15 protein-coding genes and 1 tRNA gene are annotated in these 14,088 nt (G+C 56.7%); 8 read left to right on the plus strand and 8 right to left on the minus strand.

Translation table 11 applies throughout. The features are described from left to right. Positions 1-4: 4 nt before the first annotated feature. Positions 5-2,401: an HDOD domain-containing protein gene (locus tag WC392_13735; protein MFA5243427.1), complete on the plus strand. Its 2,397-nt coding sequence runs from the start codon at positions 5-7 to the stop codon at positions 2,399-2,401. A gap of 40 nt (positions 2,402-2,441) precedes the next feature. Here WC392_13735 and efp read toward each other — a convergent pair whose 3' ends face one another. The 4 genes from efp to clpS are packed head-to-tail and all read right to left on the minus strand — an operon-like array spanning position 2,442 to position 6,772. Then, positions 2,442-3,002, minus strand: a complete 561-nt coding sequence (gene efp, locus WC392_13740; GenBank protein ID MFA5243428.1) for an elongation factor P — start codon at positions 3,000-3,002, stop codon at positions 2,442-2,444. Positions 3,003-3,049: 47 nt separating this feature from the next. After that, a complete protein-coding gene (gene earP, locus WC392_13745; protein ID MFA5243429.1) occupies positions 3,050-4,216 on the minus strand; it encodes an elongation factor P maturation arginine rhamnosyltransferase EarP in 1,167 nt (388 codons plus the stop codon). Next, positions 4,207-6,462 (minus strand): ATP-dependent Clp protease ATP-binding subunit ClpA, encoded by a 2,256-nt coding sequence (gene clpA / locus WC392_13750; GenBank protein MFA5243430.1) that lies wholly within the window; start codon positions 6,460-6,462, stop codon positions 4,207-4,209. Before clpA ends, earP begins: the two co-directional genes overlap by 10 nt. Before the next feature lies 1 nt (position 6,463). Further along, on the minus strand, positions 6,464-6,772 hold the full coding sequence (gene clpS / locus WC392_13755; protein MFA5243431.1) for an ATP-dependent Clp protease adapter ClpS: 309 nt from the start codon (positions 6,770-6,772) through the stop codon (positions 6,464-6,466). Between the two features lie 231 nt (positions 6,773-7,003). On the opposite strand from clpS, the gene cspD reads away from it, so the two are divergent. Continuing rightward, a complete protein-coding gene (gene cspD, locus WC392_13760) occupies positions 7,004-7,207 on the plus strand; it encodes a cold shock domain-containing protein CspD (protein ID MFA5243432.1) in 204 nt (67 codons plus the stop codon). An 87-nt stretch (positions 7,208-7,294) separates the two neighbouring features. Here the strand turns inward: cspD and icd are convergent, their stop codons facing one another. Continuing rightward, a complete protein-coding gene (icd, locus tag WC392_13765; protein ID MFA5243433.1) occupies positions 7,295-8,533 on the minus strand; it encodes an NADP-dependent isocitrate dehydrogenase in 1,239 nt (412 codons plus the stop codon). Between the two features lie 112 nt (positions 8,534-8,645). Here icd and WC392_13770 point away from each other — a divergent pair, with 112 nt between their 5' ends. The 4 genes from WC392_13770 (at position 8,646) to mnmA (ending at position 11,343) form a co-directional block, all read left to right on the plus strand. After that, a complete protein-coding gene (locus WC392_13770) occupies positions 8,646-9,218 on the plus strand; it encodes an rRNA large subunit pseudouridine synthase E (protein MFA5243434.1) in 573 nt (190 codons plus the stop codon). Positions 9,219-9,293: 75 nt separating this feature from the next. After that, positions 9,294-9,737 (plus strand): NUDIX hydrolase, encoded by a 444-nt coding sequence (locus WC392_13775; protein MFA5243435.1) that lies wholly within the window; start codon positions 9,294-9,296, stop codon positions 9,735-9,737. Between the two features lie 24 nt (positions 9,738-9,761). Continuing rightward, positions 9,762-10,289: a hypothetical protein gene (locus tag WC392_13780; protein ID MFA5243436.1), complete on the plus strand. Its 528-nt coding sequence runs from the start codon at positions 9,762-9,764 to the stop codon at positions 10,287-10,289. Beyond that, positions 10,276-11,343: a tRNA 2-thiouridine(34) synthase MnmA gene (mnmA, locus tag WC392_13785; protein ID MFA5243437.1), complete on the plus strand. Its 1,068-nt coding sequence runs from the start codon at positions 10,276-10,278 to the stop codon at positions 11,341-11,343. The genes WC392_13780 and mnmA overlap by 14 nt, the downstream gene beginning before the upstream one ends. On the opposite strand, the gene WC392_13790 is transcribed toward mnmA, so the two are convergent. Both WC392_13790 and WC392_13795 read right to left on the minus strand, forming a co-directional pair. Beyond that, on the minus strand, positions 11,333-12,088 hold the full coding sequence (locus WC392_13790) for a molybdopterin-binding protein (protein MFA5243438.1): 756 nt from the start codon (positions 12,086-12,088) through the stop codon (positions 11,333-11,335). The genes mnmA and WC392_13790 overlap by 11 nt on opposite strands. Before the next feature lie 166 nt (positions 12,089-12,254). Continuing rightward, positions 12,255-12,341 (minus strand) — tRNA-Leu (locus WC392_13795). Between the two features lie 218 nt (positions 12,342-12,559). Between WC392_13795 and WC392_13800 the strand changes: the two genes are divergently transcribed. Together WC392_13800 and WC392_13805 are read left to right on the plus strand one after the other, a co-directional pair. Then, entirely contained in the window at positions 12,560-13,186 is a 627-nt protein-coding gene (locus tag WC392_13800; GenBank protein MFA5243439.1) for a hypothetical protein, read from the plus strand. Between the two features lie 259 nt (positions 13,187-13,445). After that, positions 13,446-13,799, plus strand: a complete 354-nt coding sequence (locus WC392_13805; GenBank protein ID MFA5243440.1) for a hypothetical protein — start codon at positions 13,446-13,448, stop codon at positions 13,797-13,799. Positions 13,800-13,844: 45 nt separating this feature from the next. Here the strand turns inward: WC392_13805 and WC392_13810 are convergent, their stop codons facing one another. Then, positions 13,845-14,081, minus strand: coding sequence for a hypothetical protein (locus tag WC392_13810; GenBank protein MFA5243441.1), 237 nt, complete (start codon positions 14,079-14,081; stop codon positions 13,845-13,847). Positions 14,082-14,088 lie beyond the last annotated feature (7 nt).

The following is a 14,088-nucleotide window of genomic DNA, read 5'->3' on the forward strand; positions in this document are numbered from 1 at the left end:
TGGCATGAGCACTAAAGGTATCCCGGCCAGCATCGGCCGCTTCAAGGTTTTACGCATTCTCGGCGAAGGCGCCCAGAGCGTGGTTTACCTGGCCGAAGACCCTCACCTGCAACGCGAAGTGGCCATCAAGACCGTGCACCTGGCTGGCGGCGAAGACCACCTGGCACGCACGAAAACGCTGATTGACGAAGCGCGCACAGTCAGCAAACTGCAACACCCCAACATTGTGCCGATTTTCGAGGCAGGCGAGCATGAAGGCAATCCTTACCTGGTGTTTGAATTCGTGCAGGGCAGCGACCTCTCGCACCTGATCAGACAAAAAGGCGCCCTCCCCCCGCAACAGGCAGTGGAACTGGCCATACAGATTCTCGACGCTGTCGCTTATGCGCACCAGCACAACATCATTCACCGCGATCTCAAGCCCTCCAATATCCTGCTTAATGCAGAAGGGATGCCGCGGGTCATGGATTTTGGCATCGCCACGCGCATCTCCGAAAAAGCCGGCGCTGAAAAGGTTTTGATGCTATTTGGCACCCCCGGCTACATGGCGCCGGAGTACATCACAGGAAAGGAAATCACGCCCAAGCTGGATATTTTCGCCAGCGGCATGATTCTGCACCAGCTGCTCACCGGCAAGCCGGCGGTACAGGGCAGCGACCCGCGCGACACCTTGCGCCTGATCGTGCAGGAACCCATTGCACCGCCGTCTGCCCGCAACGGCCAGGTAGACGAAAAACTCGATGACATCGTCCTCAAGGCACTGGCAAAAGACCCATTGAGCCGCTACGACTCGGCCCAGGACATGAAAGCGGCACTACAGGCCTACCTCACGCCAGAATCCGAGCCTGCCAGCCCCAGCACCAATCAGGGCACGCTGGATTTTCTGCTGCGCCGCATGCGCCACAAGAGCGATTTCCCCGCCCTGTCGGAATCCATCAGCACCATCAACCGCATCGCCTCCTCCGAATCGGAGGGGGTCACCATGCTGTCCAACGCCATTCTCAAGGACGTGGCGCTCACCAGCAAACTGCTGAAAGTGGTCAACGCCGCCTATTACACCCAGTATGGCGGCGGCACCATCAGCACGGTTTCGCGCGCGGTCGTGATTCTGGGCTTCGATGCGGTGCGCAACCTCGCGCTCACCCTGATGCTGTTCGATCACCTGCAAAATCAGGAACATGCCGCGCAGCTCAAGGACGAATTTGTACGTTCGCTGTACGGCGGCATCATCGCCAAGGGACTGGCGCACAAGGTAGGCGTGCGCAACGCCGAGGAAGGCTTCATCTGTGCGCTGTTCCACAGCCTGGGCAAGCTGTTGTGCATGTTTTACCTGATGGAGGAGGTTGAGGAAACCAACCGGGTGATGCAGCAGAAGAACATGAGCGAGGAGAACGCTTCCGTCTCGGTGCTGGGCATGTCCTACCACGAGATCGGTATCGGCGTCGCCAGGGCGTGGAACTTTCCGGATCAGATCAGCCACAGCATGCGCAGCCTGCCGGCAGACAAGATCAAGAAACCGGCCAGCGACATGGAACGGCTCAATATCCTGTCCGCCTTCTCGCATGAGATCAGCCGCATGGCCACCCAGGAAGCGGGGCAGGACAAGATCAAGGAATTGTTGCGCATTACGCAGCGCTTCGGTGCGCCTCTGGACATCAGCCAGAAAACCATTGATGCCGTGGCGGAAAACGCAGCCATCGAATTCGCAAAATTCACCAGCACGCTACAGCTCGATCTGCGCCAAAGCGCGGTTGCCAGGCAACTGCTCAAATCCAGCGGCCAGGCGGAACGCACAACTGCCAGCGGCATGACAGATGCAATTTTGGGCGAAGGCATGTCTGATGAACAGACGCACATGATAGAACTGGGGTCGCCTGGAATTCATCAAAATGCGCAAGGCATCCTGACCCAGGGCATTCAGGACATCAGCAACTCGCTGGTGGAGGGCCGCTCGCTCAACGACATCATGCGCATGATCATGGAAACCATGTACACCAGCATCGGCTTTTCGCGCGTCATACTGTGCCTGAAAGATGCGCGTCAGAACCTGATGGTGGCAAGATCAGGCTTCGGCCCCGACTCAAGCCAGATCGTCAGGGAGTTCAAATTTTCCATGGCTTTCGCGCCCGATGTCTTTCATGTCAGCCTCAAGAACAATGTGGACATCATCATCGAGGATATCGACGACCCAAAAATCGAGGCGCGCATCCCCGAGTGGTATCGCAAGGTCGTCCCGGCCCACACCTTCGTACTGTTTCCGGTGGTACTCAAGAACAACCCGATCGCCCTGATTTATGCCGATAAACCCAAGGCGGGAGACATCAAGCTGCCGGAGCAGGAACTGAACCTGCTGCGCGTGCTGCGCAACCAGGCGATCCTGGCCATTAAAACCCAGGCGTAAAAAAAGGCGCCGCAGCGCCTTTTTTCTGGCTCCATGATACTCAGCCGGTAATACGGCGCTTGTATTCCGCAGTACGGGTGTCGATCTCGATCTTGTCACCGATTTCCACAAAGGCCGCTACCGGCAGCTCAAAACCGGTACCAATCTTGGCTGTTTTCATCACCTTGCCGGAAGTGTCGCCACGCGCCACGGGTTCGGTGTAGATCACTTCGCGCACCACGGTAGTGGGCAGCTCCACGGAAATGGCCTTGCCGTTATAGAACACCACTTCGCACGTCATGCCATCTTCCAGATAGTTGAGCGCGTCACCCATGTTTTCGCCTTCGACTTCAAACTGGTTGTACTCGGCGTCCATGAACACGTACATCGGATCGGCAAAATAGGAATAGGTCACGTCCTTGCGTTCCAGCGACACAGTTTCGAATTTGTCGTCTGCCCTGAACACGCTCTCGCCGGGCGAACTGGTAAGCAGATTCTTGTATTTCATCTTGACCACGGAGGCATTGCGGCCGGATTTGGTGTAATCGGCCTTCAGCACGACCATGGGGTCGTTGCCGATCATGAAGACGTTGCCTGCGCGAAGTTCCTGAGCGGTTTTCATAATACTTTTGTCCTACGGCTAAAAAATGGCTGGAGAAAAACGGGCCATTATAATCTTTTATTGCAAAATTGCACCAGGTTTGCCGCCAAACCGCTCTGGCTCAACAGACCATCCGCCCAGTGCTGCGCGTGCTGTTCCAGTGCCGCACGATGTTGCCAGAACCCTTGCCAGGCCTCACCCGCGCCACTACCCTTGTTCCATGCCCCCCAAAAAGCCCGTACCCCGGATGCCACCTCCAGTGGTAAAGCAGCGCAATAACGATCGAGAAATGCCTCCAGCTTCACCCAGTGTGCATCCTCCTGCTGGGGATAGATATGCCACACCAAAGGCCGTGCCGCCCATTGTGCCCGGACAAAAGAATCCTCACCGCGTACAAAATTTAAATCGCAAGCCCACAAAAAATCGTCATAGCGCACCTGATTCATGAAAGGCAATACCCGCACAGTAAGACTGCCGCGTTCATAATCGCGTCCGCAATCCAGTCCATTCAGGCCCAGAAATTCTGCCGTACCTGGCACCAGCCGCCCTTCCGGCACCAGGCAGGTAATTGGACTGGAAGCGTCACGCCAGGCTGCCAGCAATCCTGGCAACGCCGGGTTTTCATAGCCGAACAGGGAAATCCGGCATTCATCCGCTTCGGGCGCTGGCAGTCCGATAGACTGCCAGAAAGCGTGTTTATGCCCCAGACCTTCCTGGAATGTGCGGCGGCGCTGCGCCAGCCCGCTCTCGGCCAGCAATCCACCCGTTTCCGGTGTAAACCCGGGGAAAAAGAAATACTTGAGGAGAGGCAAACGAGGATGCGGAGAACTCAGCCCGTGGCATTCACCAACCCATTGTTCCGCGCTGAGATATTCGAGATTGATCCACACCGGCTGGCGGGGAAGTTCTGCCATGGCGTCGATATAGCGGGGAGGCAAGGCACAACCAAACGCCTCGATCACCACCTCGGCGGGCTCCACCAGAAGGAAAGGCGTCGGCCAGCGCCGCACCTCAATTCCATCAAATGTTTGCTGGGTCTCGAGAGCGGGAGAAATTTCGGGCAGAATCGGCTGCAGACTGGCGAGATCATCGACCCACAGCCGGACCTTGAGGCCATGCTCGACAGCGAGCTGCCTGGCCAGCCGCCAGCTCACGCCGATATCGCCGTAGTTATCCACCACGGCACAGAAAATATCCCAGCGCTGGCCGCGAGCTTCCCTGATTGTCAGACCGATTTTTCCAGCTCGTCCTCGATACCGAGGCGTACGGCTTCTCCATCCATATCAATGGTGACGTGGCCGCCATTGGCCAGCCGGCCAAACAGCAATTCGTCAGCCAGCGCGCGCCGGATGGTGTCCTGGATCAGCCGGGCCATGGGGCGCGCGCCCATGAGCGGATCGAAGCCGTGCTTGGCCAGATAGGCTTTCAGCGCATCGGTAAAAGTGGCTTCCACTTTCTTTTCGTGCAACTGCTCTTCGAGCTGCATCAGGAATTTGTCGACCACGCGCAAAATAACTTCCTGGTCCAGGGCCTGGAATGAAATGGTGGCATCCAGGCGGTTGCGGAATTCGGGCGTAAACAAACGCTTGATCTCCGCCATTTCGTCGCCCGCCGTCTTGCTCTGGGCAAACCCGATGCTGCCCTTGCCGAGCTGCTCCGCGCCGGCATTGGTGGTCATGATGATGATCACATTGCGGAAATCCGCCTTGCGGCCATTGTTGTCGGTCAGCGTGCCATGATCCATGACCTGCAGCAGGATGTTGAAAATATCCGGATGGGCCTTCTCGATCTCATCCAGCAGCAACACGCAATAAGGATGCCTGGTGATCGCCTCGGTCATCAGCCCGCCCTGCTCGAAGCCGACATAACCCGGCGGCGCGCCGATCAGGCGCGACACCGCGTGCCGCTCCATGTATTCGGACATATCGAAGCGAATCAGCTCGATGCCCAGAATATAGGCCAGTTGACGCGCAACCTCGGTTTTACCCACACCGGTTGGACCGGAGAAGAGGAAGGAACCGATGGGTTTCTGCGGGCTGCCCAGGCCGCTGCGCGCCATCTTGATGGCTGATGAAAGCGCCTCGATGGCCTTGCCCTGGCCGAACACCACGGCACTGAGATCGCGTTCCAGCGTTTTCAGTGCCGAGCGGTCATCGCTGGACACATTCTTGGGTGGAATGCGCGCAATCTTGGCAATGATTTCCTCGATTTCCTTGATGGAAATGGTCTTTTTCTGCCTGGATTTGGGCAGAATGCGCTGCGCCGCACCCGCTTCGTCAATCACGTCGATCGCCTTGTCCGGCAGGTGGCGGTCATTGATATAGCGCGCCGAAAGCTCCGCCGCCATGGTCAGGGCGGCGGATGTGTATTTCACCCCATGGTGCGCTTCGAAGCGCGACTTGAGGCCGCGCAGGATCTCCACGGTTTCCGCCACCGAAGGCTCGGGTACGTCGATTTTCTGGAAGCGCCGTGACAGGGCATGATCCTTCTCGAAAATACCGCGATACTCATTGTAGGTCGTGGCGCCGATACATTTCAAAGCCCCGGAACTCAATACCGGCTTGAGCAGATTCGAGGCATCCAGCGTACCGCCGGAAGCTGCTCCGGCACCGATCAGGGTATGAATCTCGTCAATGAACAGGATGGCATGCGCATCCTCGGACAATTGCTTCAATACCGCCTTGAGGCGCTGCTCGAAATCGCCGCGATACTTGGTGCCTGCCAGCAGGGCGCCCATATCGAGGGCATACACGGTGCTTTTTGCCAGCACATCTGGAACTTCACCTTCCACGATACGCCGCGCCAGGCCTTCCGCAATCGCAGTCTTGCCCACGCCGGCTTCCCCCACCAAGAGAGGATTGTTCTTGCGGCGGCGGCACAGGGTCTGCACCACCCGCTCCAGTTCCAGGTCGCGCCCGATCAGCGGGTCGATCTTGCCCGCCAGCGCCTGCGTGTTGAGATTCTGGGTATAACTATCCAGTGCAGATGCCGGCGCGGCATCCTGTTCAGCCTCTTGTTCCTGTTCCTGACGGGGTGTGGCGCCCTCCTGCCCCTTGCTGATGCCGTGCGAAATAAAGTTCACTACATCCAGCCGGCTGACCCCCTGCTGCTGCAGAAAGTACACGGCATGTGAGTCTTTTTCGCTGAACAGGGCGACCAGCACGTTGGCACCCGTCACTTCCTTCTTGCCGGAAGACTGGACATGCAGGATCGCGCGCTGGATCACGCGCTGAAAGCCCAATGTGGGCTGGGTATCGACTTCTTCCGCACCGGCTACAATAGGCGTGTGCTCGGCCACAAAATCGGTCAGCTTCCCGCGCAAATCTTCCAGATTTGCCGCGCAGGCACGCAGCACCTGAGCAGCGGTAGGATTGTCCAGCAAGGCAAGCAGCAGGTGCTCCACGGAAATGAACTCGTGACGCTTTTGCCGCGCTTCGATGAACGCCATGTGCAGAGAGACTTCCAGTTCTTGCGCTATCATTTCACGACTCCTCCATCACGCACTGCAGCGGATGTTGATGTTCATTGGCAAACGCCACCACCTGATCCACTTTGGTTGCTGCAATATCCCTGGGATAGACGCCACACACACCGCGGCCATCCCTGTGCACTTTGAGCATGATTTCCGTCGCCTGTTCACGGTTCTTGGAAAAAAACTGTTGCAGCACAACCACTACAAACTCCATCGGCGTGTAGTCATCATTCAACAATATCACCTTGAACATCGGCGGCGGCTTGGCCTTGTTTTGCTGCTTCTCGGCTACGGAGCTTTCTCGAAACTTGCCAGGCATATTCATCACACTCACTCAATGTGATCAATTGTGACGCTAATGAGAAATTTTTCAAGTGCAGACAACGATATTTGCCTGGCGTACGAAAGTGCTTGACTTGCTGTCATATAGGACGTAAAAAGACGGCTGTGTTTGGTTTCAAGTTTTCTGCAGTGCCAGCTTGACCGGTTGCGGTCTTGAATTTCAAACATTTTTTGGGTTTGAGCCCGTAATTTTTTAAGGAAGCATGTAATGGCAACTGGTACCGTAAAATGGTTTAACGACGCTAAAGGTTTTGGCTTCATTACCCCCGATGATGGCAGCGAAGATCTGTTCGCGCATTTCTCCGCCATTCAGATGGGTGGTTTCAAGACCCTGAAAGAAGGCCAAAAGGTCCAATTCGAAGTGACCCAAGGTCCTAAGGGCAAGCAAGCCTCCAACATTCAAGCTGCCTAATACAGCTTCAGAATGCTAAAAGCCCGTGGTGAAAACCACGGGCTTTTTTTCGTCCCCTGATTCGGGGACGGGTTCAGGCCAACCTGCTTACATTTTCTGAATCATCACGTCGCCGAAAGTGGAACAGGATACCTGCTTTGCGCCATCCATCAACCGCGCAAAATCATAGGTCACCTCTTTGCTTGCAATTGCGCCGTTCATGCCCTTGATAATCAGGTCAGCCGCTTCCAGCCATCCCATGTGGCGCAGCATCATCTCGGCCGAGAGAATAATCGAGCCAGGGTTGACATAATCCTTGCCGGCATACTTCGGTGCCGTGCCGTGGGTGGCCTCGAACATCGCGATTGAATCCGACAGGTTTGCCCCCGGTGCGATCCCAATGCCGCCCACTTCCGCCGCCAATGCATCGGAAACATAATCGCCATTCAGGTTCAGGGTGGCAATCACGTCATACTCTTCCGGGCGCAACAGGATCTGCTGCAGGAAGGCATCGGCGATCACATCCTTGATCACAATGCCATTCGGCAATTTCATCCACGGCCCGCCGTCGATCAGTTCTGCGCCGAACTCGCGCGCCGCCAGTTCATAGCCCCACTTCTTGAAGCCGCCCTCGGTGAACTTCATGATATTGCCCTTGTGCACCAGGGTCACCGACCTGCGGTTGTTATCGATGGCGTACTGGATCGCACGGCGAATCAGGCGCTCGCTGCCCTCGATGGAAACCGGCTTGATGCCGATGGACGAGCTTTCCGGAAAACGAATTTTCTTCACGCCCATTTCCTGCTGCAGAAACTCGATCACTTTTTTCACTTCGGCAGAACCGGCTTCCCACTCCACGCCGGCATAGATGTCTTCGGTGTTTTCACGGAAAATCACCATGTCCACGCGCTCAGGGTGTTTGACCGGGCTGGGGACGCCTTCGAAGTAGCGCACCGGGCGCAGGCACACGTACAGGTCGAGCATCTGGCGCAAGGCCACGTTAAGAGAACGGATGCCACCGGAAACCGGCGTGGTCAGCGGCCCCTTGATGGACACCACATACTCGCGCACCGCCGCCACCGTTTCTTCCGGCAGCCAGGTGTCCGCGTCGTAGATCTTGGTGGCTTTCTCGCCGGCAAACACTTCCATCCAGGCGATCTTGCGCTTGCCGCCATAGGCCTTCTCAACCGCGGCATCCACCACCTTGATCATGACCGGGGTGATATCCACACCGGTTCCGTCTCCCTCGATAAAGGGCACAATCGGACAATCCGGAACCTGGAGGGAGAAGTCGCTGTTGACTTGAATTTTTTCGCCTGTGGCAGGCACTTTGATGTGCTGATACATGTTTTGCTCCTGATCAAAATCGAAAAACAGACAGGATTAACCAGATTTACAGGGCACGGGGAAGCTCCCCATAATTCTGTTAATCTTGTAAATCCTGTCCATTCTTAAAAAAATGCTCATCCTGTTCAACAAACCCTACGGCGTGATCTGCCAATTCAGCAGTGATGGCATGCATCCCACACTCAAGGACTATCTGGCCATCCCAGGCATCTACCCAGCCGGGCGGCTGGACACGGATAGTGAAGGACTGCTGATTTTAACCGATGATGGCAAGCTACAGCACAAAATCAGCCACCCTCGCCACAAAGAAGCCAAGACCTACTGGGCGCAAGTGGAGGGCAACCCTACCCCTGAAGCGCTGGGGAAGCTGCACAGAGGAGTGGATCTGGGCGACTTCGTCACCCAACCTGCCAGCGTAAAAATCATTCCCGAACCGCCCGGCTTATGGCCACGCACGCCACCAGTCCGCTTCCGCAAGGAAATCCCCACCAGCTGGCTGGAACTCACCATCAGCGAGGGCAAGAACCGCCAGGTACGCCGCATGACCGCCAAGGCGGGCTTCCCCACCCTGCGCCTGATCCGTTGCCGGATTGGCGAATGGAATCTAGGCGGCCTGGCACCAGGCCAATGGCGTGAAGTCTTGAACCCAGATAATCCATTGGACGGCTGTAGCAAATCAAAATGAGCACGGCCCGGTGGCCCTGCCCTTTTCATTTATGGCATTATCGCTTTTCATGAATTTTCCAATACACAGACACACATGATCTGGAAACCCAATGTCACCGTCGCAGCCGTGGTCGAGCAAAACGGCAAATTTCTGCTGGTGGAAGAACAAACGGACCAGGGCCTGTTGTTCAATCAGCCAGCAGGCCACTGGGAGCCGGGTGAAACGCTTGAGCAAGGCGTGATACGCGAAACCCGCGAGGAAACCGCTTATTCCTTTACTCCGCAATGGCTGCAGGGGATTTACAGCTGGCATCATCCCCGCAAGAACATCACCTACCTGCGCTTTGCCTTTTCCGGGCCTGTTGGCCCCCACGATCCGCAGCAAGCACTGGACGACGGCATCGTGCGCGCAGCATGGCTGACCGTGGAGGAAATCCGCGAATCCCAGGCCCGCCACCGCAGCCCGCTGGTGCTGCAATGCGTGGAAGACTACCTTGCCGGAAAACGCTTTCCGCTCAATTTGATTACCCATCGCTAGATGCGCCCCGGTTTATTTCTCACCATGCTGATGCTGTACAGCATGGCGCCCAGTGCATATGCCGATGAAGTGTCCATTTGCTACAACTATGGCTGCACCAGAAGTGCCGAGGTTCAATTGCGCGGCGCTCAACTGTCGCGCATTCACATACTTTTCTCCTGGGCCGGGAATGCAGAGGAAGAACGCCAGGCCATTTCCCAGGCAATCGGCCTGTTTCAGGTTTTCGCCGGCGAACAAACCCCCACCTTCCGCGACCGCGGACGCAACAGTCCCGATGAAGGCGTCGATGGCCGCATGGACTGTATTGATCACGCCCGCAACACCAGCGAATATCTGCAACTGATGGAGGAGCGCAGCTGGCTGCGCTTCCACCGGGTGCTGGAACCGGTCAAACGCGCGCCGTTGATCTTCAATGAGCACTGGTCAGCGCGCATCGCGGAAAAGGAAAGTGATGAGGAATTCGTGGTAGATTCGTGGTTCTTTGATAACGGGCACCCAGCGGCCATTTTCACGCTGGCGGAATGGATGAAGGGAGCAGATCCGGATGAGTAAGGTAGTCGTCGGCATGTCGGGCGGAGTGGATTCTTCCGTTGCCGCACTGCTCCTGAAGCAGCAGGGGCACGAAGTGATCGGCCTGTTCATGAAAAACTGGGAAGACGACGACGGTGAAGACGGCTATTGCCCGGCCAAGCAGGATTTCATGGACGTGCTGGCGGTGGCTGACAAGATCGGCATCGAGGTGGAAGCCGTCAATTTTGCCAAGGAGTACAAGGAACGGGTCTTCAGCCTGTTTCTCAAGGAATATCAGGCGGGCCGGACGCCCAACCCGGACGTGCTGTGCAATTCGGAAATCAAGTTCAAGGCCTTCCTCGACCATGCCCTGACTTTAGGCGCGGACAAAATCGCCACCGGCCACTACGCACGGGTGCGCGAACGTTTCGGTTCATTCGAGTTGCTGAAGGCCGAAGACGGCACCAAGGACCAGAGCTATTTCCTCTATCGCCTCAGCCAGGCCCAACTCTCGAAAACACTCTTCCCGCTTGGCGGCCTGTACAAGCGCGATATTCGAAAAATCGCCGAGGCAGCCGGCTTACCCACTTATGCGAAAAAAGACAGCACCGGCATCTGTTTCATCGGCGAACGGCCGTTCCGGGATTTTCTGCAGCGCTACCTGCCCCGGCAGCCGGGGCCAATGCAGACGCCGGAAGGCAAGGTGGTGGGAGAGCACCAGGGCCTGGCCTATTACACCCTCGGCCAGCGCCAGGGACTGGGCATCGGCGGCCAGGGCGAACCCTGGTTCGTGGCCGCAAAAGACATGGCCAGCAACATCCTGATCGTGGTGCAGGGCCATGCGCACCCCCTGCTGCTCAAGGACAAGCTCGTCGCGGCGGAACTCAACTGGATCAGCGGCGCCCAGCCCCACCCGCAATGGGTGTACGCCGCCAAGACGCGCTACCGCCAGAGCGATGCGCCCTGCAGCATCACGCATGTGGACGCCGACAGATGCGAGGTGCAATTCGCCGCACCTCAATGGGCAGTGACGCCGGGGCAGTCGGTGGTGATCTATGAAAGCGAGGTTTGTCTGGGCGGCGGGATTATTCTGTAACGCGCCCGGCTTGTATTTTGTAGCCCTGCTGCCCGACCCCACTTTGCAGGAATGCCAGCGCTTCGGCCACCTGGGCATGGCGGCCCTTCAACCCGAACTCGATGCGCCGCACCCCGTCCACCCCAAGATGCGGCAAACTGGAAAAGCACACATCGGGGTAGCGCACCACGAATTCGTTCATCAAATCCAGCAGAAAACTTTCCGACACGTCCAGGGCCGTAAAGATTTCCTCGCTCTCGGGCGCCAGATCGCGCAAATCCGAATAGCGGGTGTCCAGTACCCATTCCATCATCGGCCAAGCCATCTGCGGAAAACCCGGCAAAAAATGGTGATGGCGCAAGGAAAAGCCCGGCACCCGATTGACCGGATTGGGAATGATCGCGCTGCCATCCGGCAGATCGGCCATGAGGATGCGGCGCGGATAGGCCTCGGGCCCGAATTGCGCTTCGATCTCGCCCACCGCGTCGGGGTGACGTAGCATGGAAACACCGGCAGCCTCGGCAGCACACTGGCGCGTATGATCGTCTGGGGTGGCCCCGATGCCACCAAAGGAAAATACCAGATCAGCCGAGGCATAGGTCTCGCGCAGATTTTGCACAATGCGCGCCGGCACATCCCCAACGATGCGACACCAGGCCAACTCCAGTCCCCGCCCGGCAAGCGTTTCGACAGCATGTGAAAAATGCCCGTCCTTGCGCTTTCCGGAGAGAATTTCATCGCCGATAATGAGGATGCCGATATTCATGAAGGTGGGTTTCCTGAGTTTTGTGCAAACAGATTTCGTTTAACGTATGCAAACATACCCGCAGAATAACTGCACTTGCAATGGTGCCGGTGGTGTGCGCTGGACAATAAAAAACCCAGAGAGTGTTGATCTGTCTGGGTTTTTGCTGCTTCTTGGTGCTGTGTTCTGGTGCCGGGAGCCGGAATCGAACCGGCACGATGTTGCCACCGCGGGATTTTGAGTCCCGTGCGTCTACCAGTTCCGCCATCCCGGCTGATAGAGAGCGGAGATTATCAACCAAAACACCGATTTCGGCAAGTAGCGGCGCCGTTTTGCGGCGCTTTTCAGCCGCCAATTGAACATATCAGCACCGAATCTTGTATCCCCGCATTATTTCGCTTAATGTAAGCGAGCATACGGATGGCGGCGGAAAAAACACATTTCAAACAAATAGTTACTTACTTATCGAACAACCGGCTGTTAGAATGCGCCATGAACGACAAAATTCGCCGCATTCTCAACCAGATTACCGTCCTCGAAGATGAATTGCGTACATCGCTAAAGGAACAGGAAGGGCGTTTGCGCTACCAGGTCGAGGGTAAGCGCATTGAGTTCGAGCACGCCATCAAGGATGCGCATCTCAAGCTGAAACGCGGCGTATTTAGCTGGTTTTTTTCCATTCCACCGCAGAATTTTCTCACCGCCCCCATCATCTATGGCATGGCCGTTCCGCTGGCACTGACCGATCTGTGCGTCTCGTTCTACCAGCTAAGCTGCTTTCCGGTTTACGGCATCCCCAAGGTTCGGCGAGCCGATTACCTCATCTTTGACCACCAGCACCTTGAATACCTCAATATTTTCGAAAAATTTCACTGTGTATATTGTTCTTATGCAAGCGGGGTGCTGGCTTACGCGCGCGAGATTACAGCCTGTACCGAGCAGTATTTTTGCCCGATCAAGCATGCGCGCAAAATACTCAGCACCCATCGTCGCTATGCGGCTTTTCTGGATTATGGCGAGGCGGAAGGCTTTCATGCCAGGCTGAACGAATTTCGTGCGCAACTCGCGCAGGAACTCGAAAGCGATGCAGAGCAGAAAAACGAAAAAAACCCGGATTAACCGATTCAACGATGCGGGCAGTTGTGCCGCATGCAACCCGGATTTCCTGAGCGCCTGGTTCCACCGGTTTTGACGCCCTGCCGGATGCCGCTCTCGATGCCGCCCTGCTCATCCACATCCCCGCGCAGGTCGAAGGGTTTGGGTAATTCGCGTTAAAAAGGTGTTCGCGGGTCAGGCCGGTTTTTCGTGTGCCACAGGAATATTCCGCACATTTTATCCAGGCGGGCAGGGGCCAGGCGCTCCAAACCGGCATGCCAACATGGGTATAATGTGCGCCATGATCAACCCATTCACCGCTCGCTGGACCATCACCGGGAACAACCTGTGCCTGGGTCAATGGGAAATTCGCTACCTTGGGCGGCCAATAGAGCTCGACCCCGGCCCGCGTGAAAATGACATGGGCAGCTTCGGCATATACAGCTATATTTTTCCCGACGACGAAGATCTGGCCGAAGGGCTGCCGGAAGATGACTGGATCCTCGAAAATGCCGAATGGCTGGCCGATTTTTTTGCCGCCCATGACATTCCCGTCGATGAAGAACATATGCGCTGGTTTTACCAGGCGATCAACCCCCATGACTGGCGCTGCGGCAGTTGTGGGGGGTGTATTTGAAGCGCGCCTGTCGATCCTGAAGCCCTCCTTGCCCTGCTTCCCAGCTCAAGAAGCGAGGCCGTCCATCCGGGAAATAAAGCGATCCACATCCTGTGTTGCCACCTCGACCGGCATGCCGTCATAAAGCGGTTGTGCGCTGACATATTCATGGAGTCCGGCATGCTGCACCGGGTACATCTTGTACCCATCCCGGGGTAGCGAGGAATCATCCGAAACGAGCCGGACATCGGGGGTGAGCTCTTTCTCCCACAAGCCCGTCGTCATATCCATCGTGGCTTTCATGGCACAC

Origin of the sequence: Sulfuricella sp. (assembly GCA_041651995.1) — a bacterium.
GTDB lineage: Bacteria > Pseudomonadota > Gammaproteobacteria > Burkholderiales > Sulfuricellaceae > Sulfurimicrobium.